This window comes from Streptomyces sp. MBT53 (assembly GCF_016654115.1).
In the GTDB taxonomy this organism is placed as follows: Bacteria; Actinomycetota; Actinomycetes; order Streptomycetales; family Streptomycetaceae; genus Streptomyces.
Genome location: NZ_JAEQAZ010000019.1, coordinates 36,978 through 61,868, shown reverse-complemented (window position 1 = coordinate 61,868; position 24,891 = coordinate 36,978). Strand labels below are relative to the sequence as shown.

Annotated in this window: 23 protein-coding genes and 2 tRNA genes; 14 read left to right on the top strand and 11 right to left on the bottom strand. The window is 71.0% G+C overall.

Annotated features, from left to right (window positions below; translation table 11 throughout):
• Window positions 1-29: 29 nt before the first annotated feature.
• The 3 genes from JHN45_RS10210 to JHN45_RS10200 all read right to left on the bottom strand — a co-directional run bounded on the left by JHN45_RS10210 (window position 30) and on the right by JHN45_RS10200 (window position 494).
• A tRNA-Glu gene (locus JHN45_RS10210) sits at window positions 30-101 on the bottom strand.
• Window positions 102-111: 10 nt separating this feature from the next.
• Window positions 112-184: transfer RNA gene (locus JHN45_RS10205), tRNA-OTHER, on the bottom strand.
• 64 nt (window positions 185-248) lie between these two features.
• Window positions 249-494, bottom strand: coding sequence for a WhiB family transcriptional regulator (locus JHN45_RS10200; protein ID WP_200709583.1), 246 nt, complete (start codon window positions 492-494; stop codon window positions 249-251).
• Window positions 495-781: 287 nt separating this feature from the next.
• On the opposite strand from JHN45_RS10200, the gene JHN45_RS10195 reads away from it, so the two are divergent.
• Window positions 782-1,573 (top strand): VOC family protein, encoded by a 792-nt coding sequence (locus JHN45_RS10195; protein WP_201048767.1) that lies wholly within the window; start codon window positions 782-784, stop codon window positions 1,571-1,573.
• 24 nt (window positions 1,574-1,597) lie between these two features.
• Here the strand turns inward: JHN45_RS10195 and JHN45_RS10190 are convergent, their stop codons facing one another.
• The 3 genes from JHN45_RS10190 to ligD form a co-directional block, all read right to left on the bottom strand.
• Entirely contained in the window at window positions 1,598-2,644 is a 1,047-nt protein-coding gene (locus JHN45_RS10190; RefSeq protein WP_201048766.1) for a LacI family DNA-binding transcriptional regulator, read from the bottom strand.
• An 89-nt stretch (window positions 2,645-2,733) separates the two neighbouring features.
• Complete coding sequence (locus JHN45_RS10185; protein ID WP_201048765.1) at window positions 2,734-3,663, bottom strand: ornithine cyclodeaminase family protein; 930 nt, start codon at window positions 3,661-3,663, stop codon at window positions 2,734-2,736.
• Window positions 3,664-3,667: 4 nt separating this feature from the next.
• Entirely contained in the window at window positions 3,668-4,690 is a 1,023-nt protein-coding gene (ligD, locus tag JHN45_RS10180; RefSeq protein WP_201048764.1) for a non-homologous end-joining DNA ligase, read from the bottom strand.
• A gap of 75 nt (window positions 4,691-4,765) precedes the next feature.
• Between ligD and JHN45_RS10175 the strand changes: the two genes are divergently transcribed.
• Together JHN45_RS10175 and JHN45_RS10170 are read left to right on the top strand one after the other, a co-directional pair.
• A complete protein-coding gene (locus JHN45_RS10175; protein WP_201048763.1) occupies window positions 4,766-5,836 on the top strand; it encodes an ATP-dependent DNA ligase in 1,071 nt (356 codons plus the stop codon).
• A gap of 126 nt (window positions 5,837-5,962) precedes the next feature.
• The gene (locus JHN45_RS10170) at window positions 5,963-6,958 is read left to right on the top strand and encodes a DUF3048 domain-containing protein (RefSeq protein ID WP_201048762.1); all 996 of its coding nucleotides are present in this window, start codon (window positions 5,963-5,965) and stop codon (window positions 6,956-6,958) included.
• A gap of 11 nt (window positions 6,959-6,969) precedes the next feature.
• On the opposite strand, the gene JHN45_RS10165 is transcribed toward JHN45_RS10170, so the two are convergent.
• Window positions 6,970-7,434: a MarR family winged helix-turn-helix transcriptional regulator gene (locus JHN45_RS10165; protein ID WP_200709576.1), complete on the bottom strand. Its 465-nt coding sequence runs from the start codon at window positions 7,432-7,434 to the stop codon at window positions 6,970-6,972.
• A gap of 234 nt (window positions 7,435-7,668) precedes the next feature.
• Between JHN45_RS10165 and JHN45_RS10160 the strand changes: the two genes are divergently transcribed.
• The 7 genes from JHN45_RS10160 to pcaD are packed head-to-tail and all read left to right on the top strand — an operon-like array spanning window position 7,669 to window position 14,113.
• Complete coding sequence (locus tag JHN45_RS10160) at window positions 7,669-8,430, top strand: CoA transferase subunit A (RefSeq protein WP_200709575.1); 762 nt, start codon at window positions 7,669-7,671, stop codon at window positions 8,428-8,430.
• On the top strand, window positions 8,430-9,074 hold the full coding sequence (locus JHN45_RS10155; protein ID WP_200709574.1) for a CoA transferase subunit B: 645 nt from the start codon (window positions 8,430-8,432) through the stop codon (window positions 9,072-9,074). Before JHN45_RS10160 ends, JHN45_RS10155 begins: the two co-directional genes overlap by 1 nt.
• On the top strand, window positions 9,071-10,273 hold the full coding sequence (locus tag JHN45_RS10150; RefSeq protein WP_200709573.1) for a thiolase family protein: 1,203 nt from the start codon (window positions 9,071-9,073) through the stop codon (window positions 10,271-10,273). Before JHN45_RS10155 ends, JHN45_RS10150 begins: the two co-directional genes overlap by 4 nt.
• 8 nt (window positions 10,274-10,281) lie before the next feature.
• On the top strand, window positions 10,282-11,055 hold the full coding sequence (pcaH, locus tag JHN45_RS10145) for a protocatechuate 3,4-dioxygenase subunit beta (protein WP_200709572.1): 774 nt from the start codon (window positions 10,282-10,284) through the stop codon (window positions 11,053-11,055).
• A 6-nt stretch (window positions 11,056-11,061) separates the two neighbouring features.
• Window positions 11,062-11,667 carry a protocatechuate 3,4-dioxygenase subunit alpha gene (gene pcaG, locus JHN45_RS10140; protein WP_200709571.1) on the top strand — a complete coding sequence of 202 codons (606 nt, stop codon included), beginning with the start codon at window positions 11,062-11,064 and terminating at the stop codon, window positions 11,665-11,667.
• Window positions 11,664-12,998, top strand: a complete 1,335-nt coding sequence (pcaB, locus tag JHN45_RS10135; protein ID WP_200709570.1) for a 3-carboxy-cis,cis-muconate cycloisomerase — start codon at window positions 11,664-11,666, stop codon at window positions 12,996-12,998. The genes pcaG and pcaB overlap by 4 nt, the downstream gene beginning before the upstream one ends.
• Window positions 12,995-14,113 (top strand): 3-oxoadipate enol-lactonase, encoded by a 1,119-nt coding sequence (gene pcaD / locus JHN45_RS10130; protein WP_201048761.1) that lies wholly within the window; start codon window positions 12,995-12,997, stop codon window positions 14,111-14,113. The genes pcaB and pcaD overlap by 4 nt, the downstream gene beginning before the upstream one ends.
• A gap of 118 nt (window positions 14,114-14,231) precedes the next feature.
• Here pcaD and JHN45_RS10125 read toward each other — a convergent pair whose 3' ends face one another.
• On the bottom strand, window positions 14,232-16,916 hold the full coding sequence (locus JHN45_RS10125) for an AAA family ATPase (RefSeq protein ID WP_201048760.1): 2,685 nt from the start codon (window positions 16,914-16,916) through the stop codon (window positions 14,232-14,234).
• A gap of 345 nt (window positions 16,917-17,261) precedes the next feature.
• Here JHN45_RS10125 and JHN45_RS10120 point away from each other — a divergent pair, with 345 nt between their 5' ends.
• Together JHN45_RS10120 and JHN45_RS10115 are read left to right on the top strand one after the other, a co-directional pair.
• Window positions 17,262-17,840, top strand: coding sequence for a hypothetical protein (locus JHN45_RS10120; RefSeq protein ID WP_200709567.1), 579 nt, complete (start codon window positions 17,262-17,264; stop codon window positions 17,838-17,840).
• 160 nt (window positions 17,841-18,000) lie between these two features.
• Complete coding sequence (locus JHN45_RS10115) at window positions 18,001-19,038, top strand: DUF2510 domain-containing protein (protein ID WP_201048759.1); 1,038 nt, start codon at window positions 18,001-18,003, stop codon at window positions 19,036-19,038.
• A 153-nt stretch (window positions 19,039-19,191) separates the two neighbouring features.
• Here JHN45_RS10115 and JHN45_RS10110 read toward each other — a convergent pair whose 3' ends face one another.
• Window positions 19,192-19,815: a TetR-like C-terminal domain-containing protein gene (locus tag JHN45_RS10110; RefSeq protein ID WP_200709565.1), complete on the bottom strand. Its 624-nt coding sequence runs from the start codon at window positions 19,813-19,815 to the stop codon at window positions 19,192-19,194.
• Window positions 19,816-20,039: 224 nt separating this feature from the next.
• On the opposite strand from JHN45_RS10110, the gene JHN45_RS10105 reads away from it, so the two are divergent.
• Both JHN45_RS10105 and JHN45_RS10100 read left to right on the top strand, forming a co-directional pair.
• Window positions 20,040-20,837: a phosphatase PAP2 family protein gene (locus JHN45_RS10105; RefSeq protein ID WP_201048758.1), complete on the top strand. Its 798-nt coding sequence runs from the start codon at window positions 20,040-20,042 to the stop codon at window positions 20,835-20,837.
• Window positions 20,834-21,799 carry a hypothetical protein gene (locus tag JHN45_RS10100; protein WP_200709563.1) on the top strand — a complete coding sequence of 322 codons (966 nt, stop codon included), beginning with the start codon at window positions 20,834-20,836 and terminating at the stop codon, window positions 21,797-21,799. Before JHN45_RS10105 ends, JHN45_RS10100 begins: the two co-directional genes overlap by 4 nt.
• A gap of 6 nt (window positions 21,800-21,805) precedes the next feature.
• Here JHN45_RS10100 and JHN45_RS10095 read toward each other — a convergent pair whose 3' ends face one another.
• Together JHN45_RS10095 and JHN45_RS10090 are read right to left on the bottom strand one after the other, a co-directional pair.
• Complete coding sequence (locus tag JHN45_RS10095) at window positions 21,806-22,639, bottom strand: phospholipid scramblase-related protein (RefSeq protein WP_200709562.1); 834 nt, start codon at window positions 22,637-22,639, stop codon at window positions 21,806-21,808.
• 52 nt (window positions 22,640-22,691) lie between these two features.
• The gene (locus tag JHN45_RS10090; protein WP_201048757.1) at window positions 22,692-24,746 is read right to left on the bottom strand and encodes a phosphocholine-specific phospholipase C; all 2,055 of its coding nucleotides are present in this window, start codon (window positions 24,744-24,746) and stop codon (window positions 22,692-22,694) included.
• Window positions 24,747-24,891: the final 145 nt, after the last annotated feature.

Below are 24,891 nucleotides of genomic sequence, written 5' to 3'. Positions count from 1 at the left end.
CGATTCCCGCCCCGGCCGTGCTCAGAAATGGGCCCCGGCCGGATTCGAACCGGCGTGACCGCCATGAGAAGGCGGCGAGTCTGCCTCTGCTCTACAGGGCCCCCGAACGCAGCCCGGGGATCGGATTCGAACCGATGTGATTCGTCAGAGCACGACGTGCGCCTGCCTCTGCGCTACGCCCGGGTGCGCCCCCGGATCCTAACCGCACTCCCGCGCGCGGGACGCATCGATAAACGCGCCGGTCGCGGTCAGTGCGAGGCGCGTCGGAGTTCCAGGCGTTCCTTCTCCGAGAGGCCGCCCCACACTCCGAAGCGCTCGTCGTTGTCGAGGGCGTACTCCAGACAGACGGAGCGGATCGGGCACATGCCGCAGATGCGCTTGGCTTCTCGTACGGAGCTGCCGGGCTCGGGGAAGAAGAAGTCCGCCCCGGTCTGCGCGCACAACGCCTCCTGCTGCCAGTCCAGGTCGGGCGAGGTGATCGTGTCGATGTGCATGAGCAGGAGCGTGCCGTGCGGTGAAAAACGTTCGATCAACGCGGGATCAACGCCGCGCTCGGGGGCCTCCGGCCACCCCGATGGTGGCACCGCGCCCGCACCGGCGCACGGCGGCGCGCGGAACCCGATGAAAACACGGAGAACTTCGGCGGTCACCGAGGGTGATGACTGTCGTGTCCCCAAGTCGAACCGGCACTCCGGCAGCGATTGTCAGTGGGCGGTGCAAGACTCGGCAGTGCAGAGAACGGACCCCCTCACCACGGGACCCTTCAATGAGGAGGGCAAAGATGCTCACCACCCATTTCGTCAACGGCGCTCCCAACTGGCTGGACGTCGGCTCGCCCGACATCGACAGCGCCATCTCCTTCTACGGCGGTCTCTTCGGCTGGGAGTTCCAGTCCGCGGGACCCGAGGCCGGCGGCTACGGCTTCTTCCAACTGGACGGCAGGACGGTCGCCGGCGGTATGCCACTGCCGCCGGAGCACGACTCGTCCGCCTGGACGGTGTACTTCCAGAGCCCGGACGCGGAGGCCACGGCCAAGGCGGTGGAGCAGGCGCACGGCGCGGTCCTGTTCCAGCCGATGGACGTGATGGGCGAGGGGCACATGGCGATCCTCAGGGACCCGGCGGGCGCCGCGTTCGGCGTCTGGCAGCCGGGCCGGACCAAGGGTGTCGACGTGGCGGGCGACGTCGGTTCGCTGACCTGGGTGGAGTTGTACACGCCGGACGTCGCGGCGGCTGCGGCGTTCTACCACGCCTCGTTCGGTCTGGAGACCTCGGCCGCTCCCATGCCGGGCGGTGACTACACCTGTCTCAACCCGGCGGGCGCCGGTGAGGACGCGATGTTCGGCGGTGTCGTCCCGCTCGACTTCGACGCCACGGGGGCGGCCTCGGGGGCGTACTGGCTGGCCTACTTCGAGGTCGCCGACGTGGACGCCACCGTGGCCAAGGCGCTGGAGAGCGGCGGCAAGGTCACCGTGCCCGCCGCCACCATGGAGGGCGTCGGCCGCATGGCCCAGCTCACCGACCCGCACGGCGCCCGCTTCGCCGTCATCAGGAGCGAGCCGCCGCAGAGCTGACGGAGCGACCCCGGGGGCGCAGGCCTACGCGGAGGCGCGGTGGACCAGTGTGGTCGGCAGGATCACGCTGGACGGCGCGCCTCCGACGCCCTCGCTGGTGGCCCGGCGGTCGAGGCCGCGCAGCAGCAGGCGTGCCATCAACCGGCCCATCTCCTCTATGTCCTGGCGGACCGTCGTGAGCGGCGGCTCGGTCTGTTCGGCGACCGGCAGCATGTCGTCGAAGCCGATGACGGCCACGTCCTCGGGCACCCGCAGCCCCTCCTCGCGCAGCACCTTCATGGCGCCGTAGGCGGTGAGGTCGTTGGCGGCGAACACGGCGTCCACGTCCGGGCAGCGGTCGAGGAGTTCCCGCATGGCGCGCTCGCCGCCGCCCGGGGTGAAGTCGCTCTCGACGATCAGCCGGGGATCGACGTCGACCATCACATCCCGGAACCCGTCGAGCCGGTCCACCGCGGACGTCTGGTCGAGGGCGCCGGTGATGTGCGCGATCCGGGTGCGGCCCAGCCCGACGAGATGGCGTACGGCCTCGCGGGCACCGCCCCGGTTGTCGCAGTCGACGTAGACGGTGGGTCCGGTCGCGCGGGTTCCCTCGCTCCAGGAGGGCCGGCCGCCGAACACCGTGGGGACACCGGCCCGTTGGATCAGTCCGGGCAGCGGGTCGTCGAGGTGGAGGGAGAAGACGAGCGCGCCGTCCACATGTCCGCCGGCGAGATAGCGGCCGACGCGGGCATGGTCGGCGCGGCCTTCCGTGAGGAGCAGGACGAGTTGGGAGTCGTGGGCGGTCAACTCCTTGCTGATGCCGCGGAGTTGCATGGCGAAGAAGGGGTCGGCGAAGACCCGGGTCTCCGGTTCGGCGATCACCACGGCGATGGCGTCGTGGCGCCTGGTCACCAGGGAGCGGGCCGCCTGGTTGGGGACGTAGCCGAGTTCGTCCACGGCCTGCCGGACCCGTTCGACGAGCGATTCCCGCACCCCGTCCCCGCCGTTGACCACGCGGGAGACGGTGGCCCGCGACACCCCCGCCCGCGCGGCCACGGCCTCCAGCGTGGGGCGCGGTGCTGTCTCGGTCACTTCTGGACCCCTCCTCGATGCTGCGGATCAGGATAGCCGCGGGCGAAGCGGACGGTGAGAGCGCTCCCAACTCGACAAGATCCCATGGTTCACCCCAGCAGATTCACCCGCCGCCCGACCCCGCCTTCCTCTGCCCGTTGGTACGCCAGCCAGGCGAGCGCCAGGTCCTGCCAGGGCAGGCCGACGGGGGCGTACACCGAGCGGGCGGTGGAGTCGGTGCGGCCCGGGTGGTCGCCGCGCAGTACGTCGCCGAGGGTCGTGTCGATGTCGTCCGGCGCCAACGCGCCCACGACGGCGACCAGTTGGCGGTCGTCGACGACGACGAGCGCCGTGTCCAGCAGGTCCGCGGCGAGTTCCCGCTTGCCGGGCTCGTCGGCGCCGAGGCTGGTGAAGTGCTGGCCCGCACGGGTGTCCGCGAGGGACAGCAGCGGGGTGCGGGACCAGGTCGCCAGGAGCACGATGTCGGCGGCCGAGGCGATCTCCGTCGCCGAGCCCAGCGCCCGGCCTCCGTGCCGTACGGCGAAGTCGGCCGCCCGCTCGAAGTCCGTGTCGTGGACGAGGAGTTGACCGTACGGCCGCAGGACGCCCAGCCCCCGCACCATCAACTCGGCCTGCGCGCCCGCACCGATGACCCCCACCGCAGCGTCCTCCGCCGGGCCCGCCAGCACATGGGTGCCGAGCGCCGCCGCCAGTCCCGTGCGCCAGGCGGTCACGGTCGCCGAGTCCAGCAGGGCGAGCAACTCGCCGTCCACACCGCTGTACAGGCAGATGACCCCACGCAACGCGGGCCGCGCACCGGGGAACTTGGCGTTGACCTTCACGGTGTAGGCCTCGATGCCGGGCAGCAGTCCGGGGATCAGAGCGGTGGCCGTACCGGGGAACGGCAGGTCGGTGCGCACCCGTTGGCCGGGAATCGCCGGCTCGACCCCCACCGCGCGGAAGCCGTCGCGCAGCGCCGTGAGACAGGCCGAGGGTTCCAGGAGATCACCGAGGTCGCTTCGGGTCAGGAGGCGAGTCATCCGCTCAGGATCCCTCGGGCTCTTTCTTCGCACGGCTCGGCTGCACCCTCTTGGGCTCCCCCGGCATCTTCGGGTACTCCGGCGGATACGGCAGATCGCCCAGCCCGTGGTCGTGTTCGTCGCGGCGGGCCAGTTCGAGGAGGGCGTCGAGGGAGTAGCGGTGGTCGTCCATGTCGGCGTGCACGTCGCCGAGTTGGGCGAACCGGGCCGGCATGGTCGCGAGGTCGAAGTCACGGGGGTGCGCGGTGCCGACCTCGTCCCAACTCAACGGGGCCGAGACCGGGGCGTGCGGGCCGGGTCGTACAGAGTAGGCGGAGGCGATGGTGCGGTCGCGGGCGGTCTGGTTGTAGTCGACGAAGATGCGCTCGCCGCGCTCCTCCTTCCACCACTTGATCGTCACCTGCTCGGGCATCCGGCGTTCCAGTTCGCGGCCGACGGCGATGGCGGCACGGCGGACCTGGGTGAAGGTCCAGTTGGGCTCGATGGGGACGAAGACGTGCAGGCCACGTCCGCCGGAGGTCTTGGGGAAGCCCTTCAGACCACCGAACTCGTCGAGTACGGCGCGGAGTTCGTGGGCGGCGCGGACCGCGTCGTCGTAGTCGGTGCCGGGCTGCGGATCGAGGTCGATGCGGAGTTCGTCGGGGCTGTCGACGTCGTCGCGGCGGACCGGCCAGGGATGGAAGGTGAGCGTGCCGTACTGGGCGGCCCACAGGACGGCGGCCTGTTCGGTGGGGCACATCTCGTCGGCGCTGCGTCCGCTGGGGAAGGTGATGTGGGCGCGCGGAATCCAGTCGGGCATGTTCTTGGGCGCCCGTTTCTGGAAGAAGTTCTCGCCCTCGACCCCGTCCGGGTAGCGCTCCAGGGTGGTGGGGCGGTCGCGCAGGGCGCGCAGGATTCCGGGGCCGACCGCGATGTAGTAGCGGGCGAGGTCCAGCTTGGTGAAGCCGCGCTCCGGGAAGAAGATCTTGTCGGGACTGGACAGCCGTACGGTCCGGCCGCCCGCCTCCAGTTCCACCGCTTCGCCCATGCGAGCCACGGTAGGCCCGCCGTCCGAACATCGCACACCGGGCGACAAGCGACGTACGAGCGCAGAATCGGAGCCATGGATCTGCCGGTGATGCCGCCCGTGAAGCCGATGCTCGCCAAGTCGGTGGCGAGGATTCCGCCGGGCATGCACTACGAGGCGAAGTGGGACGGCTTCCGGGCGATCGTGTTCCGCGACGGCGCCGAGATCGAGCTGGGCAGCCGTACCGGAAAGCCGTTGACCAGGTACTTTCCCGAGCTGGTCGAGGCGCTGAAGGAGCGGGTGCCGGAGCGCTGTGTGCTGGACGGGGAGATCGTGATCGCGCGTGAGGGGCGGCTCGACTTCGACGCGCTGACCGAACGCATCCACCCGGCCGACTCGCGGGTACGGACGCTGGCCGAGCGGACCCCGGCCTCCTTCGTCGCCTTCGACCTGCTGGCCCTGGCCGACGAGTCGCTCGTGGACGTACCGCTCGCCGACCGCAGGGCACTCCTCGCCCGAGCGCTGTCGGCCGCGACCCCGCCCGTGCACCTGGCGCCCGCGACCACCGACATCGAGGTGGCGCAGCGGTGGTTCGAGCAGTACGAGGGGGCCGGGCTCGACGGTGTCGTGGCCAAGCCGCTGGATCTGCGCTACCGCCAGGACGAGCGCGCGATGTTCAAGATCAAGCACGAGCGGACGGCGGACGTCGTGGTCGCCGGGTACCGCCTCCACAAGAGCGGACCGGTGGTCGGCTCCCTCCTTCTCGGTCTCTACGACGGCCAGGGCACCCTGCAGCACGTGGGCGTGTCGGCCGCCTTCACGATGAAGCGGCGCGCCGAGCTGATCGAGGAGCTGGAGCCGCTGCGCATGGACGACCCCGCCGGGCATCCGTGGGCGGCCTGGTCGGAGGAGGCCGCGCACGAGAGCGCCCGACTGCCGGGGGCGCCGAGCCGCTGGTCCGGCAAGAAGGACCTGTCCTGGGTGCCGCTGCGACCGGAGTGGGTGGCCGAGGTGGCGTACGACCACATGGAGAACGGCGCGCGCTTCCGGCACACGGCGCGTTTCCGCCGCTGGCGCCCGGACCGTACGCCCGAGAGCTGTACCTACGCACAGCTGGAGGAGCCGGTCCGCTACGACCTCGCGGAGATCCTCGGCACGCCGGACTGACTTCCTCCGGATCTTCCGGTGGGCCGATCGGCCCATTCGACGCGCACAAACACAACCGAGCGGGTATGGCCACCAATGAACTTATAAGAGCACAATCGAAAACACAGACTGGTGGCAACGGTGGGCATGGGACAGAAGGCGCCCCGGCGTCGCGGCGCGAGACGAGCGGCGCTGCTGGCCGCCACGATGACGGCCTCCCTGGCGGTGGGCTGCACGGCGCATCACGGCGGCACCACCGACGACGGACGCGGACGGACCCAGTCCCCCACGCAGAGCCCGACCGAGAGCCCGAGCACGGTCGCCCCCGCCGCCGGTCCGGTGCTCGCGGTGAAGATCGACAACGTGCCGGCGGCCCGCCCGCAGACGGGCCTGGACTCGGCGGACATCGTCTACGCCGAGCAGGTCGAGGGCGGGCTGAGCCGGCTGATGGCGGTGTTCGCCACCAAGCTGCCCAAGTCCGTCGGGCCGGTGCGCAGCGCCCGCGTGTCCGATCTGGAGCTGCTGCGCCAGTTCGACGACCCGACGCTCGCCTTCTCCGGGGCCCAGGGCAAGCTGCTGCCGCTGATCGACAAGGCACCGCTGCGGTCCGCATCGCCCGACGAGGTGGCGAGCGCCTACTACCGGGGTGTCGACAAGTCCGCCCCGCACAACCTCTATCTGCGCCCGAACAAGCTGCTCTCGTCCGCCCCGGGTGCGGCGGCCCTGACGACGGGTTTCCACTACGGCGCCGCCCCCGCGGGCGGCAAGGCAACGGCCTCCCGTACCGTCCGCTATCCGGCGGCCCGCTTCACCTTCACCTGGTCCGGGTCGCAGCACCGCTGGCTGGTCACCGAGGACGGCACGCCGGCCGTGACGACCGCCGGGAAGCGGCTGGCCCCGGCGACGGTCGTCGTCCAGTACGTGAAGATCCAGAAGTCCGCCTATCACGACGTCCTCGGCAACAACACGCCGTACACCGTGACCGTCGGCTCCGGGAAGGCGGACGTGCTGCGGGACGGCCGTACCTACAGCGTCGACTGGAAGCGGCCGACGGCCACGGACGGAACGGCGTTCACCGCCTCCGACGGCACACCCGTGAACTTCGCGAAGGGCCAGGTCTGGGTGGTGTTCGCGAAGGCCTGACACGGCCCGGGTCAGCGGTGGGCGGCGAGGGGCTCCGTGGGGTTGCGGAGTCCCTCGGCCGCGTCCGAGACACGTTGGATGAGGTCGAGGAAGACGCCCTGTTCCTCGGCGGAGAGGGGGGCCAGGAAGACCTGGTTCATCCGGGCCGTGCGGACAGCGAGCTTGCGGTGGACGCGCCGGCCGTCGTCGGTCAGGCAGAGCAGGAAACGGCGGCCGTCACGCGTGTCACGTACCTTGTCGAGGAGACCGCGGCTGCTCAGCCGGCTGATCACCTCGGCGACGGTGGACCGGTCCAGGCCCACCCGCTCACCCACCGTGCGCTGGTCGAGCCCCGGCTCGGCGACGAGCGCGTTGAGCACCGCGAACTGCGGGGAGGTGATCTCCTCGGAGACCATCGTGTTCCACAGCAGGTAGTGCGCCTGCTGGAGCCGCCGGGCGAGGTGCCCGGGATGGATGGTGAGGTCCACCGCGCCCATGTGCCCTCCCGAGGCCGTATTCGTCCGTGCACTGAACGATACCCGGAGACCCCGGGGCCGAGTCCAGGCCTGTGCACGGAGCCGACCTGGGGGTTCTCCCAGGCCTTGACGCGAGGGCCCCGCAGTGGCAGCGTGAAAGAAACTTCACCGAAATGCTCAGTGCCCTGACGAACTGCGGCGATCCCCACCGCACGGACTGCTGACCGGGCGCTCGGACGGGACGGAGCTTCACGGATGGACAAGGTGGTCGCCACAGCCCTGGAGGCAGTGGCCGATGTGCCGGACGGAGCGACGCTCGCCGTCGGCGGCTTCGGGCTGAGCGGTGTACCGAACGTGCTGATCCAGGCGCTGTACGAGCGCGGGGTCGGCTCCCTGGGCGTGGTCTCCAACAACTGCGGGGCCCTGGAGTCCGGCCTCGCCGTACTGCTGGCCGCCGGCCGGATCGCCCGGGTCACCGGCTCCTACATCGGCGCCAACAAGGAGTTCGCCCGCCAGTACCTGGCCGGGGAACTGGAGGTCGAGCTGATCCCCCAGGGCACCCTCGCGGAGCGGCTGCGCGCCGGCGGCGCGGGCATCCCCGCCTTCTACACCCCTGCCGGGGTCGGCACCCAGGTCGCCGAGGGCGGACTGCCCTGGCGCTACGACGGCTCCGGCGGCGTCTCGCTCGCCTCCCCGCCGAAGGAGGTACGGGACTTCGACGGCACCGAGTACGTGCTGGAGCGCGGCATCCGCACCGACTTCGCCCTGGTACGGGCCGCGAAGGGCGACCGGCACGGGAACCTCGTCTTCAACAAGTCGACCCGCAACTTCAACCCCCTCGCCGCCATGGCGGGCAGGGTGACGATCGCCGAGGTCGAGGAGTTGGTGGAGCCCGGCGCGATCGACCCGGACGCGGTGCATCTGCCGGGGATCTTCGTGCAGCGGGTGGTGGCCCTCACCCCCGAACAGGCCGCCGACAAGCGGATCGAGCAGCGGACAGTGACGGTGAGCGGCTGATGGCCTGGACACGCGAGCAGATGGCGGCCCGTGCGGCCCTCGAACTTCAGGACGGGCAGTACGTCAATCTCGGCATCGGCCTGCCGACCCTGATCCCCAACTACCTTCCGCCGGGCGTCGAGGTGATCCTCGAATCCGAGAACGGCATCCTGGGCACCGGCCCGTATCCGACCGAGGACCAGGTCGACCCGGATCTGATCAACGCCGGCAAGGAGACCGTGACGGTCCTGCCCGGCGCCTCCTTCTTCGACTCGTCGCTCTCCTTCGGGATGATCCGGGGCGGTCACATAGACGTCGCCGTACTGGGCGCGATGCAGGTCTCGGCCGGCGGCGACCTCGCGAACTGGGCGATCCCCGGCAAGCTGATCACCGGGATCGGCGGGGCGATGGACCTCGTCCACGGCGCCCGCACGGTCATCGTCGTGATGACCCATGTGGCCAAGGACGGCTCGCCGAAGATCCTCAAGGAGTGCGCGCTGCCGCTCACCGGCAAGGCGTGCGTGAACCGGGTCATCACCGATCTCGGCGTGATCGACGTGACACCCGAGGGGCTGGTGCTCACCGAGACCGCGCCCGGTGTGACCGTCGAGGAGATCGTCGCCAGGACCGACGCCGAACTGACCGTCACGGAGGGCCTGTTGTGAACACCGTCTACATCGTCGACGCCGTCCGCACCCCGTTCGGCAAGTACAGCGGAGGCCTCGCCCCGGTCCGCCCCGACGACCTGGCGGCCCACGTCATCCGCGAACTCCTCGCCCGCACCCCGGACTTGGACCCGGCCCGCGTCGGGGACGTCTTCTTCGGCAACGCCAACGGCGCCGGCGAGGAGAACCGCGACGTGGCCCGCATGGCCACGCTCCTCGCGGGCCTGCCCACCTCCGTGCCGGGCGTGACCGTCAACCGGCTGTGCGCCTCCGGTCTGGAGGCGGTGATCCAGGCGGCCCGCGCCATCGCGGTCGGGGACGCCTCGATCGCCGTCGCGGGCGGGGTGGAGTCGATGACCCGGGCGCCGTACGTCCTGCCCAAGTCGGACCGCCCCTTCCCGGCCGGGCACACCGAGCTGTACTCGACCACGCTCGGCTGGCGCATGGTCAACCCGGCGATGAACCCGCAGTGGACCATCCCGCTCGGCGAGAGCGCCGAACTGATCGCCGACAAGCACAAGATCAGCCGCGAGCAGCAGGACGAGTTCGCGCTCGCCAGCCACCAGAAGGCGGCCGAGGCACAGGCCGCGGGGCTCTTCGACGGCGAGATCGCCGCCGTCCCGGTCCCGCAGCGCAAGGGCGATCCGGTCGCCTTCGCCGCCGACGAATGCGTACGGGCAGATGCCTCCCTGGCGGCGATGGCGAGGCTCCAGCCGTCGTTCCGCACCGAGAACGGGACGGTCACGGCCGGCAACGCGTCCCCGCTCAACGACGGAGCCGCCGCGCTGCTGCTGACCGACGAGGAGGGCCTCAGGGCCACCGGCCGCCAGCCCCTCGCCCGGGTCTCGGCGACCGGTGTGCACGCGCTCGACCCGGACTACTTCGGACTCGCCCCCGTAGAGGCCGTCAACCGCGCACTCGCCAAGGCGGGCAAGGGTTTTGACGACCTGTCAGTCCTCGAACTCAACGAGGCCTTCGCCGCCCAGGTGCTCGGATGTGTCGCGGAATGGCCCGAGTTCGACCCGGCGATCCTCAACCCCCAGGGCGGCGCCATCGCGCTGGGCCACCCCCTCGGCGCCTCCGGTGCCCGCCTCGCCGGCACCGTCGCCCACCAACTCGCCCGCAAGGGAACAGGAGTTGGCGTCGCCACCCTCTGCATCGGCGTGGGCCAGGGCCTCGCCCTCGTCCTCGAACGGTAGGAACCCCCATGGCTCTCACCCAGCACGACATCGACCTCGAAATAGCGGCCGAGCACGCGACGTACGAGAAGCGGGTCGCGGACGGCGCCCCGGTCGAGCACCACCCGCGCCGCGACTACGCCCCCTACCGCTCCTCGCTCCTGCGCCACCCGAAACAGCCGCCGGTCACCATCGACGTGTCGAAGGACCCGGAGCTGGTGGAACTCGCCTCCCCCGCCTTCGGCGAGCGGGACATCACGGAGATCGACAACGACCTGACCCGCCAACACAACGGCGAGCCGATCGGCGAGCGGATCACCGTCTCCGGACGCCTGTTGGACCGGTCCGGACGGCCGATCCGCGGCCAGTTGGTCGAGATCTGGCAGGCCAACTCGGCCGGCCGCTACGCGCACCAGCGCGAGCAGCACGACGCCCCGCTGGACCCCAACTTCACCGGTGTGGGGCGGACGTTGACCGACGACGCGGGCAACTACCGCTTCACCACGATCCAGCCGGGCCCCTACCCCTGGCGCAACCACGTCAACGCCTGGCGCCCGGCACACATCCACTTCTCGATGTTCGGCACGGCGTTCACCCAACGCCTCGTGACGCAGATGTACTTCCCCAGCGACCCGCTCTTCCCCTACGACCCGATCATCCAGTCCGTGACGGACGACGCGGCCCGGCAGCGCCTCGTCGCGACCTACGACCACAGCCTGTCCGTGCCGGAGTTCTCGATGGGCTACCACTGGGACATCGTGCTCGACGGCCCGCACGCCACCTGGATCGAAGAAGGACGCTGACCCGCCATGACGAAGATCGACACGAGCCGCCCGGAGTCCGTGCTGCCGACCCCGTCGCACACGGTCGGCCCCTTCTACGGCTACGCGCTCCCGTTCCCCGGCGGCGGCGACATCGCACCGGTCGGCCACCCGGACACGATCACCGTCCAGGGGTACGTCTACGACGGCGAGGGCAATCCGCTGCCGGACGCCTTCGTCGAGTTGTGGGGCCCCGACCCCGACGGCAACCTGTCCACGACCGACGGCTCGATCCGGCGCGACCCGGCCAGCGGCGGCTATCTCGGCCGCAACGGCGTGGAGTTCACCGGCTGGGGCCGCATCCAGACCGACGCCAACGGCCACTGGTACGCACGGACACTGCGGCCGGGAGCGCGCGGTCAGAACGCCCCGTACCTGAGCGCATGCGTCTTCGCGCGCGGGCTGCTGGTGCACCTCTTCACCCGGATCTACCTGCCGGGCGACGAGACCGCACTCGCCGCCGACCCGCTGCTGTCCGGGCTGGATGCGGCGCGGCGTGACACGTTGATCGCCCAGGACGAGGGCCGGGCCACCTACCGTTTCGACATCCGCCTTCAAGGCGAAGGCGAGACGGTCTTCCTGGAGTTCCAGTGACAGCTGCCGACCCGTCGGACACCGGCCTGCTCGCCCCCGGGTGGGCCGGCTCCCCCGCCGCGTCCGCGACCAGCGACACCGCCTACCTACGAGCCCTGCTCGACGCGGAGGCCGCGCTCACCCGCGCCCAGGCGGCACTGGGCCTCGCACCCGCCGAGGCGGCGACGGCGGTGACGGCCGCGGCCGACGTGGACGGCTTCGACGTACGGTCCCTCGCGGAGCGTGCCCGCGGCGGCGGCAACCCGGTGATCCCGCTGGTCGCGGACCTCACGAAGGCGGTCGGTGCGGAGTACGGCCCGTACGTCCACCGGGGCGCGACCAGCCAGGACATCATGGACACCGCAACGATGTTGGTGGCCGCCCGGACGCTGGACCTGGTCCTGGCCGACCTCACGCGTACGGAGGTCGCGCTGGCGGGGCTGGCCGCCGCCCACCGCGACACCGCACTGCCGGGCCGGACGCTCACCCAGCACGCCGTACCGACGACCTTCGGCCTGAAGGCCGCCGGATGGCGGTCGCTGGTGCTCGACGCACGGGACCGGGTACGGGCCGTGCGGGACGGACTGCCCGTCCAACTCGGGGGCGCGGCAGGCACGTTGGCTGCTTTTGTGGCGTACGGCGCCGAGGACCCGCTCGCGCTGCCGGACGCCTACGCCCGTGAACTTGGCCTGGCGGCACCGCTGTTGCCCTGGCACACGCTACGGACACCGATCGCCGACCTGGCCGGGTGCCTGGCCTTCGCCACGGGGGCACTGGGCAAGCTCGCCGCCGATGTGCTGGTCCTGGGCCGCACCGAGATCGCCGAGGTCTCGGAGAGCAGCGGCGGGGGTTCGTCGGCCATGCCGCACAAGGCGAATCCCGTACGGTCCACACTGATCGCCGCCGCCGCGCGGCAGGCACCGCAACTCGCGGCCGTCCTCTACGGCTCGTTGGTCGCCGAGGACGAGCGGCCGGCCGGGGCCTGGCATGCCGAGTGGGAGCCGTTGCGCGCATTGCTGCGGCTGGTCGGCGGTGCGGCGCGCGATGCCGCCGAACTGGCCGCGGGACTGCGGGTGCACGCGGACGTGATGCGTGAACACCTCGGTCTCACCCATGGGTTGATCGTCTCCGAGCGACTGTCGGCCGAACTGGCGCCGTTGCTCGGGCGGGCCCGGGCGAAGGAGCTGCTCACGGAGGTCGCGCGGCTCGCCCATGCCGAAGGCCGTCCACTGGCCGAACTGCTCGCTCAGGAGCCCGAGTTGAAGGCTCTCGACCTCTCCGCACTCACCGACCCCGCCCGCTACACGGGTTCCGCCGGAGCCCTCACCGACCGTGCGCTGGAGCGACGTTGACCGAGAAGCTGCTCAACTTCCGTGCCGAGGGGCCCGCTTCCGCTCCCCCGCTGCTGCTCGGGCCCTCGCTGGGTACGTCGTACGCGCTCTGGGACAAGGTCGCGCCCGAACTGTCCATCACCCACCGGGTGATCCGCTGGGACCTGCCGGGTCACGGTGGTTCGGCACCGGATCTGATCGGTCCCGGGGCGACCGTCGGTGACCTCGCCGATCTGGTGCTCGCGCTCGCCGACTCCCTCGGGATCGGGCAATTCGCCTACGCGGGCGTGTCGTTGGGTGGTGCGGTCGGTCTGCATCTCGCGGTGGAGCACCCCGAGCGAGTGTCGTCGCTCGCCGTCATCTGTTCCTCGGCGCACTTCAACGGGTCGAAGCCGTGGGAGGAACGGGCCGCGCGGGTGCGGAGCGAGGGGCTGGACTGGCTGGTCGAGAGCGCGAACTCCCGTTGGTTCACGCCCGGGTTCACCGTGCCGGAGCTGGTGGCCGACCAGGGGGCCGCCGACCCGGCCGCGTACGCCGCGTGCTGTGACGCGCTGGCGGCGTTCGACCTGCGGTCGCGGCTGTCCGAGATCGGCGCGCGGACGCTGGTGATCGCCGGGCGCGAGGATCCGGCGACCCCGCCGGCGCATCTGCGGGAGATCGCCGACGCGGTGGCGGGCGCGGCGCTGGTCGAGATCCCGGGGGCCTCGCATCTGGCGCCCGCGCAGTGTCCTTCGGCCGTTCTGAGCGCGCTGCGTGCGCATCTCGGTGGGGGTGCGCGGCTTGGGATGGCGGTGCGGCGTGAGGTGCTCGGCGACGAGCACGTGGACCGGGCGCAGGCTCGGCAGACGCCCTTTACCGCGCGCTATCAGGACTTCATCTCTCGGTACGCGTGGGGGGAGATCTGGACCGACACGACGTTGTCGCGGCGGGAGCGGAGCATGGTCACGCTGACGGCGTTGATTGCGCATGGGCACTACGACGAGTTGGCGATGCATGTGCGGGCGGCTCGGCGGAACGGGCTCACGGTGGAGGAGATCGGCGCGGTGCTGTTGCAGAGTGCGGTGTACTGCGGGGTGCCTGCGGCGAACTCGGCGTTTGCTGTGGCGCAGCGGGTGTTGGAGGAAGACGGCGACTGAGGGGGTGGGGGTGGCGTTGTCGGTCGACTGCGGCTGCGTCGTGGCTGGTCGCGCAGTTCCCCGCGCCCCTGAAGACACCGGCTGGCCCGTGCTTTAGGGGCGCGGGGCGAACGACAACTCATCGCAACCCCCTCCCCGTCTCCAGCACCTCCCGTGCCTGAGCCACCAAGCCGTCCGCCCCGCACGTGCGCGCCAGCGTCAAACCCCTGTTGATCTCCGCCACCGACCGCGCGGCGATCCCGTACTCCACCCGCGCCGCCGCATGCTCGTACTGGCAGGGAGAGGACTCCAGGTAGGCGACCGCCTGCGCGGCCAGCCTGACCGCGCGCTGGCCGGTCTCCAGCGCGGCAGCGCACCGCAGGGCCTCGCCGATGGCCGTGTCCGTGCCGAAGCGTTCGGCGCGGCGGCGGGCGTCGGAGGCGAGCTGGGCCGCGCGGGTCGGGTCCTCGACGGCGAGGGCCCGGGCGAGGTCGATGGCCCACGGGACCAGTACCGGATTGTGGTGGCTGCGGACGCTCGCCGCCTTCGCGGCCTGCTCCAGTTCGTTGATGCCGTCCTTGGTGCGGCCGACGGCGATCAGCAGCCGGCCGCGTACACAGCGGGGGTCGGGCAGCACGATGGTGGACGGGTAGGGCGGTGTGAAGCCGTACTGTTCGGCGATCGCCCAGGCCTGCTCGACATGGCCGCGGGCGAGCAGCGTGTCGACCAGGTTGCAGGTCGCCGACCAGTACAGGGGCAGTCCGCGTCCGACCCGCTCGGCCAGCCGCAGGGACTCGCGCAGCGAGATCTCCGCTTCCCGGAGCCGGCCGCGCCTCCGCAGGCCGAGACCGAGATAGGCGTGCGCCAGCGAGAGGTGGCCGCCGCTCCAGCCCGCCGTCTCGTAGGCGCGCAGCGCTTCGTTGTACAGGCTCTCCGCGCGGTCCAGGCGGTCCGTGTAGGCGTACGCGCTGGCCAGCATCATGAGGATCTCCAGGCCCCACTCGGTGTCGGTCCAGCCGAGTCCGGGGGCGAGCCGCCCGTTGACGAGGGCGCGGTCGCAGACCTCCACGACCTCCTCGGCGTTCTCGCCGTGGGTCATGGCGTCGAAGCCGCGCAGGATCAGCAGGGCCCGCTCGGAGTTGTCGCGGCCGGTGCAGGTCGCGGCGAGTTCGGCGAGCCGCTCGGAGCGTCCCGGGGAGGTGCCCTCGCCCGCGTGGATGCCCTCCCACATGTACTGCACGGCCTGCAACCGCATCCTGGCGGCGCCCGGTTCGTGCCGGGCGGCCTCCGCCTCGACGGTGCGGACGGCCTCCTCCAGCTGGTCGTTGTGGGTCAGTGCCTGGGACAGCCGGAAGACGGCGTCCACGCGCGCGTGGCCGTCGAGGCCCGGCATGGCCAGGGCGCTCTGGATGTGGCCGATGGTGACGGCGGGTGCGGTGAGCAGGGTGGCGCAGCCGAGTTCGTAGAGCACGCTCGCGTGGGTCTCGGCGAGCGGCGGCTCGACCAGGGCGCGCTCCAGACAGCGGCGGGCTGCGTCGGGGGCGCCGATGGAGAGGTGTTCCCTGGCGGCCTCGCGCAGTTGCTCGACGAGTTCCTGGTCCTCCTCCGGGTGCACCTGGAGGAGGTGCCGTGAGGCGGCCGCGGCGCCGCGGCCGGAGTCGGTGACGACCTGGGCGGCGATGCCGTGCATGGCCGTACGCCAGCCGCCCGGGATGGAGTCGTAGACGGCGCTGGCGATGAGCGGGTGGACGAACTCCAGCTCGCCGGCGTCGGCTTGGGCGGCGGCGGGGTCGGGGGCGGTGAGGATGCGGGCGCTGCGCAGGAGTTCGGCGCAGCGGTCGGCCTCGTCGCCGCTGATGGTGGCGAGCCGGGCGACCAGTTTCGCGGAGATGCCGGTGCCGAGGATGGCGGCGGCCCAGGCGAAGCGGGTGGCCTCGGTGCCCAGTCCGTCGAGGCGGGCGACGAGTCCGTCGCCGCGTGAGGAGGCGTTCAGGGCGCGCAGTTCGGCGGCCGAGGCCTCGACGGGCTGGAGTTGGCTGTCCTGTACCTTGGCGAGGAGTTCGACGGTCTCGTACGGGTTGCCGCCGGTGACCGCCCACACCTCGCGGCAGAACGGGTCGTCGGCGTGCGGGCCGACGGTGGCGCGGGTGAGGCCCGCGGTCGCCCTCGGGGTCAGGACGCTCAGGTGGGTGATGGGGTGGCCGGTGAGGCCGGCGATCGCCTCCAGGTACCGGCCGCGCTCGCCGGTGACCTCGTCGGGCCTGCGGGCGACCACGACGAGGACGGACAGGTCGTCGAGGCGCTCGGCGAACGCGGAGAGCCAGCGCAGGGTCTCCTGGTCGGCCCAGTGGGCGTCGTCGATCAGCAGGACGAGGGGCCACTCGCGTTTGGCGAGTCTGCGTACGGCGGCCACCAGGCCGTCGCACACGCCCTGCGGGTCGGCCCGTCGCTCGCCGGGTTCGGCGATGCCGAGGGCGGGTCCCGCGATGTCGTACCAGTCGCCGAGGTACTCGCGGGCCTCCTCGGGCATCAGCGAGAGCAGGGCGGGCTGCAGCAACTGTCGTACGACGTTGAAGGGGACGGATTTGAGGGTCTCGCCGCCGCGGGCCTGCCAGACCACGCAGTTGCGTTCCTCGGCGATGCGGCGGGTCTCCGCCAGGAGCGCGGTCTTGCCGAATCCCGCCTCGCCCCGGACGACCAGCAGACTGCCCGAGGACGACTGGTCCGCGCAGAGGGCGTCGATCGCCTCCACGACACTCGCGATCTCATCGTCGCGCTCCCACAGGGAGGCCGAGGTGGCCTCCGGGGGCCGGTCCTCCGTCATCCCGATTCCTCCCCGAGTAGGCCGAACGACGTACAGGCCTCGAGCGTAGCCGTCCGGCTGCCGGAGCGGAGGCGGGTCCGGGGAGCTGTTGCCTTATCGGGTGACGGCGGGGCGTATGGGCGTGACGAACAGTCAGAAGACGTCAAATAAAGCCGCTTTCGATCAGACCCGTCATGCATGAGCGGACGCGTCGCGCCGCCCAACCTATGAATCAGCTCAAATCCGTTGCCCGGGCCGCGGGTTGCGTGATCGACTCTGTCCGGCGACCAACGTTGACATGAGCGAATCAACGCGAGTCGCCCGGTCCGGAATCGGATCCTCACCACACACAACGGGGAATCAACCATGAACAAGAAGTGGGCCAGTGCTGCCCTCGTCACCGGCGTGATGGCATCGGCGCTCGTCGCGGTACCGGCGACCCAGGCGTCCGCCGTCGTCAATTGCACCGGCAAATACAAGATCACCTGGTCGGCGAAGAAGAGCCCCTGGGCGATCACCCACCGGAAGGTCATCGAGAACTACACGGGCGGCACGGTCACCAAGACGTACAGCGTCGAGAAGATCTATGTGCTCGGGGCCTCCGCGACCTTCACCGCCGGCGCCAAGTTCAAGCAGGACGCCGTCCTGGAAAGCATGGAGGAGAGCTTCGACGCGCAGCTCCAGATGTCGGGCTCGTACACCAACAAGCACGCCGAGAGCATCACTTACACGCTCAGCAAGAACGACACGTACGTGCTCTACTCCGGCACCCACAAGGTCACCGGCAACTGGACGCGGTACAAGTGCGAGGCCTCGCACTGGTTCAAGACCGGCCAGTACGGCAAGGCGCAGAGCTGGACGCAGGAGGTGGACGGCGGTGTCCGCTGCGGCGCCACCGTCCCCAAGACCAGCCTCGCCGCGGCGGTCAAGAAGAAGTACTGCTGATCGCGGAACGCGAGGTGGCCGGAGGCGGCCCCCCTCGTACGGCGACGGCCCGGGAGGGATTCCGGGCCGTCGCCCGTTGTCGGGGGGAAGGGACGGCGACGACGCCATCGCGGCCGGATCCTCTCATCCCGCTTTCACCGACGCCTCATACGGTAGGGACATGACGCAGGTGACTCCCCCCGGGTGGTACCCCGATCCCGGGCAGACGAATGACGGTCCCGCCACCGAGCGCTGGTGGGACGGCAAGGCATGGACGGACCGGACCCGCCCGGCCGGGTCGGCCGCCGAATGGGGTCCTCCGACCGAGCCGCCGTACCCCGGGGCGTACCCGGCGTATCCCACGCAGCCACCGGCCGCGTCGCGCCGCAATCTGCGCACGGGCATAGCCGTGGCGGTGGCCGTCGCGGTCCTGACGGCGATCGGTGTCGGTGCCTACGCCCTGTCCGGCAACGGCAGTGGGAACGGCAACCAGGCTGGCACCCAGCAGGCGCCGAACGGCCGGGGCGGCACCGGCGGCCAGGGCGGCCCCGAGGGACAGGGGGGTACCGGCAGGCAGGGCAATCCCTTCGGCGGATCCGGCGGCACAGGCGGTTCCGGCGGGACGGGCGGTTCCGGTGGCACGGGCGGTGCGACACCCGCGCCCAGCCAGTCCGCGCAGCCGAAGGTGAAGGCCGGCGGCACGGTGACCGACTCGCTCGACGGCATCAGCTTCACCGTGCCGGCCGACTGGTACGGCCAGGTCATCGAGGGCGGCGCCCAGGTGTCGTCGAACTCCTCGTACAAGTGCCCCGGCGACACCTCCAAGACCTGCACCAATGGAGGCGCGAACTCCGCACCCGCCGTGCTCCTCGGCACGCAGGGCTCCACTCCCGAGGAGGTCGCGAAGGCGGACATCTCCGCCGCCGTCGAACAGACCTACGGCGGTGGTGTCTACGGCAGCATCACCTCGCACCAGGTGCTCGCCTCCAAGGCCGTCACCGTGGCCGGACAGAAGGGCTACCTGGTGCGCTGGAAGGCGGTCACCAGCAAGGGCGCCGACGGCTATGTCGAGTCGCTGGCGTTCCCCTCGCCCGCGAGCACCGGCCAGATGGTCGTGGTCCGCTTCGGCGTCGACGTCGGCCAGAAGGAGTCCTTGATCGACCAGATCACCGCGGGCATCAAGGTCGCCACGGGCGGCGGCGACGGCCAGACGATCTGATCCCGTTCCGCCCCCGGCACACAGTCGGCCGGGTGGGGCGCCTCTCCGCTCAAGAGGAACCCCACCCGGCCGGGGGGTGCGCGCCGCCCCCGTCCCCACGGTGCGGCGCGGCCAGGTCACCGTCCAGTCATCCCATGGACGGCGGCCTGATTCTCAGGGCGACCCGGACAGGCCCAGCGCGGGGAGCACCGCGGCCTCCACGAATCTGACGAGGTAGTCGGGGTCGGCGTAACAGCCCTCCAGGACGGGGCGGGCCCGCAGGACGCCGAAGATCTGGGCGGGGACGTACGGCAGCGCGGGGTGGTCGCGCGGGATCTCGCCGCGTTCCACACCCCGGCGCAGGATGTCCTCCAGCGCGGTGATCTCGGGGTGGACGAGCGCCTCGCGCAGTGCCTGGGCGAGTTCGCTGTCCTGGGTGACGGCGTGGCCGAGGGCCGCGACGAGCTTGGTGTCCTTCGCCGACCAGGCGCCCGCGGCCCGCGCGGCCTGGCGCAGATCCTCCGCGAGGGAGCCGGTGTCGATGCCGGTGAAGTGCGCCCGGCGGTTGGCGCGCAGCGCGGCGGCGACGAACTGGGGCTTGGTCCCCCACTGCCGGTACAGCGTGGACTTGCTGCAGCGGGTGCTGGTGGCGACGCCCTCCATGCTGACGGAGTCGTAGCCGCATTCTCTGATCTGGTCGAGCACGGCGTCGAAGAACTCCCGCTCACGCTCAGGCGTGATCTTGGAGCGGCGCGAGGCGGCGACCGTGTCCGGTGCGTCCTCAGCCTGCGACGTCATGGCTCTTCTCCTCGCTCGGCCCGCGGACCCGGGGTCCGCTCTCCAGTGTGTCTCGTTTCGCTATCGATACGCCAGTGTACCGGTACTCCACCGTATCGGTACCATCTCGTATCGGTACACTGGCGTATCGGAACGGACTCGTACCGATGAGTTCGGGCCGCCGGAAGGGTCACAAGCCCTGCCAGCACCACCACACGCACCACCGTCAGCGAAGGGGCCGGGGGATGAATGCCCGCACCGAGCCTGCAGAGCCGGGGACCAGCGCGATAGCGCGGCCCCCGCTCGTCCGTGAGCTCCTGCTCGTCGCAGGACTCTTCCTCGTCTACAAGTTCGGCCGCCAGCTGGCGACGGGCCACACCACCGAGGCACTGCACAACGCCCGCCACGTGTGGGACCTGGAACGGACCCTCCGTCTCCCGAACGAGGGCTCGGTGCAGTCGGTGCTGCTGCACAGCGACACCCTCGTGCACCTCGCGAACACCTTCTACGCGACCGTCCACTTCCCGGCCACCGTCGCTTTCCTGGTCTGGCTGTACCTGCGGCGCCCGGCGCACTACGTCTGGGCCCGCCGGGTCCTGGCGACGGTCACCTCGGCCGCCCTGGTCCTGCCCTTCGTGTTCCCGCTGGCGCCCCCGCGCATGCTGGCCGCGACGGGCCTGGTCGACACCGCGAAGGTCTACGGCCCCTCGGTGTACGGTCCGCCGACCAGCGACCACCTCTCGAACCAGTTCGCGGCGATGCCCTCGCTGCACTTCGGCTGGGCCCTGATGGTCGCGATCGGCCTGATCGTCGCGACCCGGTCCCGCTGGCGGTGGCTGTGGCTGCTGCACCCGCTGGTCACCCTGGTGGTCATCGTGGGCACGGCGAACCACTACTGGCTCGACGCGATCGTCGCGACCGCGATGCTCGGCATCGCCCTCGCGCTGATCCACCCGCCGCACCGCACGGCCACCACGGCGGGCCGCGGTCAGCCGGAGCTCGCCCCCGAGAAGCAGCCGGTGCTCGTCGGAGCCGGCCGATGAACGCCACGCTCGTCGCCGTCGTCCTGTCCCTCTTCTCGGCCGTCGCCTACGCGGCCGCCGCCGTGGCGCAGGAGCGGCTGGCGTCCCGCAACTCCGACGCGGGCATGCTGCGGCTGCTCGCCACGGGTTCCTGGTGGTGGACGGTCGTGCTGAACGCGTCGGCCGCGCTGCTGCACGTCGTGGCCCTGAAGTACGGTCCGCTGACCGTCGTACAGCCGCTGGGCGCGCTCACCCTGGTCGCCGCCGTGCCGATGGGCGCGCGGGTGGCCGGGCGACGGGTCAGCACGAGCGAGTGGCGGGGCACCGCGCTCACCCTGCTCGGCCTGTCGGCCCTGCTGGTCACGGCGTCCGGGCCCCAGCCCGACCAAGTCCTCACCGTTCCCCAGGCGTTGGCGGTCGCGGGCGCGACGTCCGCGCTGATCGGCCTGCTGGCCCGGCGCGGCGCCAAGCCCGGTCTACGGCATGCTTCGGCGTCCGGTGTCGCCTCGGGTGTCGCCTCCGCGCTCACGCAGACCGTGACGGTCGCGGCGACGGACCGCTCGGGCCCGCTGCTGAGCATGCAGGTGGTCGGAGTCGCCCTGCTGGTCGCGGTGTTCGCGGCGGGCGGGCTGCTGCTCTCACAGACCGCCTACCGGGGCGGCCTCGGTGCCCCGCTCGCGGTGGTCACCCTGGCGAACCCGCTGGCCGCCGCCGCGATCGGGCTGGCCCTGCTCGGCGAACGCCTCCAGGGCGGCGCGGCCGGCATCCTCCTCGCGCTGGCGGGGGCCGGACTCGCGTCCTGGGGTGTGGTGCTGCTGACCCGGGTCACGCCCGCCGTGCCCCTGGTGCACGAATACGGCGACCACGATCACCCGGTGGCCGCCGTACTGGCGCTGAAGCCCGAATCCGCTTCCCCGGAACCGGCGTTGATGCCCCGGCAGCCGGACCGACGGTCCGAGCCGGGGCATCTCACCGCGCTCTGAGCGAGGTCAGCCGAGGCCGCGCGAGTCCTGCTTGAGGGCGGTGTCGACGGTCAGGGCCGTCGCCACCACCAGGCTCAGCAGCGGCTCGGGCAGCTGGTAGTGGATCTGCAGGACGTAGTTGTCCGCGGTGGTGAACATCGTCTTGGCGAGGCCTTCCCAGGTCTTGGTGATCCGGGCGACCTCGTTGTCCGCGTGGTCGACGATCGCGAAGTTCCAGGCCCGCCAGTTCTCCGCCTTGATCGCGCCGATCTGCTGGCCGTTCACCATCAGCCCGAAGTTGATCTTCCCGATCATGTTCTGCTGGACGATCTCGCCCACCGGCGAACCGTCCGGACGGGACACGATCACCCGGGACTTCATGATCTTCGCGGGCCGGGTCAGCACCAACTGCGGCTGCCCGTGGGCGTCCCGGATCTCCAGCCGGTGCGTCATGAACTGGTCGAGGCTGGAGACGAAGCGCAGCGCCTTCTTCAGCGCGCTCTGGCCGATCTCGGTGACGGTGCCGATCAGATTGCCGTTCTGATCCATGACCTTGTACTCGTTGGTCAGCTCGATCAGCTTGGCCTTCTGGTTCACCACGAGGACCGGCTCGCTGAACAGACCGCCGCCGCCGGGGCCGCCCCCGGCGACCCCGGCCTGCTGCTGCACTTGCTGCTGGACCCGCGGGTCCGGCCCGGCCGCCTGCGGCGGCACGCCCTGCGGCGCCTGCTGGGCGGTCTGCCCCTGCTGGTCCGCGTTGGTGTGCTCGGTCCACTTCGCGCCGTCCCAGTAGCGGAGGGTCTGGGGCGCTCCGTGCGGATCCGGGTACCAGCCTGCAGGTGTGTTCGAATGCGTGGTCACCGGGGCACACTACCGCGAGTGCCCCGGAATACAACCGGCGCTACGACAGCGGTCACACCCGTCCGATCGCCGGGTCGCTGACCCCCGGGCGGCCGTTCTCGACATGTCCGGCGAATCGCCGCAGGAAGCCCGCGTCGCCGTCGGAAGTGACCGTCAGGTCGTACCACCGCTTGCTCGCGCCGAGGTCGAAGGTGTGCCGGACGGTGGCACCCGCCCGCACCTTCACGGTCTGGCTCTTCCCGCCATACCCGTTGGCGACCCTCAACTGCACTGTGCCGGAGCCCTTGTTGGTGAACGTCAGCTCGACGTCGTCGCCGCAGTCACGGGCGGTGACCTCGGGTCCGGCGCTCTTGCCCGGGCCCTTGAAGACGCGCAGGAAGCCGTTCGGGCCGTGCACGGTCAGGTCGTACGAGCCGTTCGAGTACGCCGAGTTCCAGGTGTCCGAGACGGTCTTGCCGGCCTCGGTGGTGTAACTCCAGGGCCCGTCCGTGCGGTTGGCGGAGGTGACCAGGAAGTTGGCGCCGGCCTTCGCGCCGGACGCGAAGCTCAGCGTGAACTTGCCGGCCGCCGTGTCCGCCGAACCGTCCACCGTCGACGCGTACTTGAGCGGGCGGGCCGGGCGCAGTCCGCGCTCCTGCTTGGGCAGTACGGGGTTGGCGGGCGGGGTCGGGACGTAGTCGGGGTGGCGGTTCTTGTCCGGCGGCTGGTAGCCGTCGGTGTCCGGCAGCGGGACCTTCTTGACGTCCTTGCGGGAGAAGTCGAAGGCGGTGGTCAGGTCACCGCAGATCGCGCGCCGCCACGGCGAGATGTTGGGCTCGTGCACGCCGAAGCGGCGCTCCATGAACCGGATCACCGAGGTGTGGTCGAAGGTCTCCGAGCAGACGTAACCGCCCTTGCTCCAGGGCGAGACGACGATCATCGGGACCCGCTGGCCGAGGCCGTAGGGGCCGGCGGGGTGACTGGCGTTGCCCGCGAAGAGGTCGGGGCCGACGTCGACGGTCGACTTGCCCTGCGCGGCGGAACCCGGCGCGAACGGCGGCACCAGGTGGTCGAAGAAGCCGTCGTTCTCGTCGTAGGTGATGAACAGGGCCGTCTTCGCCCACACCTTCGGGTCGGAGGTCAGCGCGTCCAGAACCTGGGAGACGTACCAAGCACCGTAGTTCGCGGGCCAGTTGGGGTGCTCGGTGAAGGCCTCGGGGGCGACGACCCAGGAGATCTTCGGCAGCTTGCCGCCCTTGACGTCCGCCTTCAGCTGGTCGAAGAAACCCTCGCCCTTGGTGGCGTCGGTGCCGTTGCGGGCCTTGTCGTAGAGCGGGTCGCCGGGCTGGGCGTTCTGGAACTGCTTGAAGTAGAGCAACGAGTTGTCGCCGTAGTTGCCGCGGTACGCGTCCTGGATCCAGCCCCAGCCGCCGGCCGCGTCGAGGCCGTCGCCGACGTCCTGGTAGATCTTCCAGGAGACCCCGGCCTTCTCCAGGCGCTCGGGGTACGTCGTCCAGCTGTAGCCGGCCTCGTCGTTGCCGAGGACGGGGCCGCCGCCGGTGCCGTCGTTGCCGGTGTAACCCGTCCACAGGTAGTAGCGGTTGGGGTCCGTCGAGCCGATGAACGAGCAGTGGTACGCGTCGCAGATGGTGAAGGAGTCGGCGAGCGCGTAGTGGAACGGGATGTCCTCGCGGGTCAGGTACGCCATCGTCGTGGAGCCCTTGGACGGCACCCACTTGTCGTACTTGCCGCCGTCGAACGCGGCGTGCCCGTCGTTCCAGCCGTGCGGGAGGTCCTGGATGAACTGCAGGCCCAGGTCGTCCGCCTCGGGCCGGAACGGGAGGATGTCCTTCGTGCCGTCCGACTGGTACCAGACCGGTTTTCCGTCCTGCCGGGTCACGACCGGACGTGGGTCGCCGAAGCCCCGGACGCCTCTGAGCGAACCGAAGTAGTGGTCGAACGACCGGTTCTCCTGCATCAGGACGACGATGTGCTCGACGTCCTCGATGCTCCCGGAACTGTGGTTCGCGGGGAGCGCGGCGGCACGCTCGATGCTGTTCGACAGCGCCGTGAACGCCGTTGTGGCACCCGCGAGTTGGAGAAAGCGACGCCGGTTGACTTCGGACATGGGTGAGGCACCTCTCATCCTGACGCGCGGCCGGCCGGAACATGGCGAAATGCGCGCGGTGCGAGTGTTCCAAGAGCAACAAACGTCAGGGAAGGGTCTGGTGGCGCTCATGTGAAACTCGCCCGTACGTGCGGGGGCGGGTCGA

Coding starts and splice junctions, on each gene's coding strand:
- JHN45_RS10195 (WP_201048767.1), top strand. CDS start 782: ATGCTCACCACCCATTTCGTCAACGGCGCTCCCAACTGGCTGGACGTC.
- JHN45_RS10105 (WP_201048758.1), top strand. CDS start 20,040: ATGAATGCCCGCACCGAGCCTGCAGAGCCGGGGACCAGCGCGATAGCG.
- pcaH (WP_200709572.1), top strand. CDS start 10,282: ATGGCTCTCACCCAGCACGACATCGACCTCGAAATAGCGGCCGAGCAC.
- JHN45_RS10115 (WP_201048759.1), top strand. CDS start 18,001: ATGACGCAGGTGACTCCCCCCGGGTGGTACCCCGATCCCGGGCAGACG.
- JHN45_RS10200 (WP_200709583.1), bottom strand. CDS start 494: ATGCACATCGACACGATCACCTCGCCCGACCTGGACTGGCAGCAGGAG.
- JHN45_RS10125 (WP_201048760.1), bottom strand. CDS start 16,916: ATGACGGAGGACCGGCCCCCGGAGGCCACCTCGGCCTCCCTGTGGGAG.
- JHN45_RS10160 (WP_200709575.1), top strand. CDS start 7,669: ATGGACAAGGTGGTCGCCACAGCCCTGGAGGCAGTGGCCGATGTGCCG.
- pcaG (WP_200709571.1), top strand. CDS start 11,062: ATGACGAAGATCGACACGAGCCGCCCGGAGTCCGTGCTGCCGACCCCG.
- JHN45_RS10120 (WP_200709567.1), top strand. CDS start 17,262: ATGAACAAGAAGTGGGCCAGTGCTGCCCTCGTCACCGGCGTGATGGCA.
- JHN45_RS10155 (WP_200709574.1), top strand. CDS start 8,430: ATGGCCTGGACACGCGAGCAGATGGCGGCCCGTGCGGCCCTCGAACTT.
- JHN45_RS10100 (WP_200709563.1), top strand. CDS start 20,834: ATGAACGCCACGCTCGTCGCCGTCGTCCTGTCCCTCTTCTCGGCCGTC.
- JHN45_RS10185 (WP_201048765.1), bottom strand. CDS start 3,663: ATGACTCGCCTCCTGACCCGAAGCGACCTCGGTGATCTCCTGGAACCC.
- JHN45_RS10170 (WP_201048762.1), top strand. CDS start 5,963: ATGGGACAGAAGGCGCCCCGGCGTCGCGGCGCGAGACGAGCGGCGCTG.
- JHN45_RS10165 (WP_200709576.1), bottom strand. CDS start 7,434: ATGGGCGCGGTGGACCTCACCATCCATCCCGGGCACCTCGCCCGGCGG.
- ligD (WP_201048764.1), bottom strand. CDS start 4,690: ATGGGCGAAGCGGTGGAACTGGAGGCGGGCGGCCGGACCGTACGGCTG.
- JHN45_RS10090 (WP_201048757.1), bottom strand. CDS start 24,746: ATGTCCGAAGTCAACCGGCGTCGCTTTCTCCAACTCGCGGGTGCCACA.
- JHN45_RS10175 (WP_201048763.1), top strand. CDS start 4,766: ATGGATCTGCCGGTGATGCCGCCCGTGAAGCCGATGCTCGCCAAGTCG.
- JHN45_RS10110 (WP_200709565.1), bottom strand. CDS start 19,815: ATGACGTCGCAGGCTGAGGACGCACCGGACACGGTCGCCGCCTCGCGC.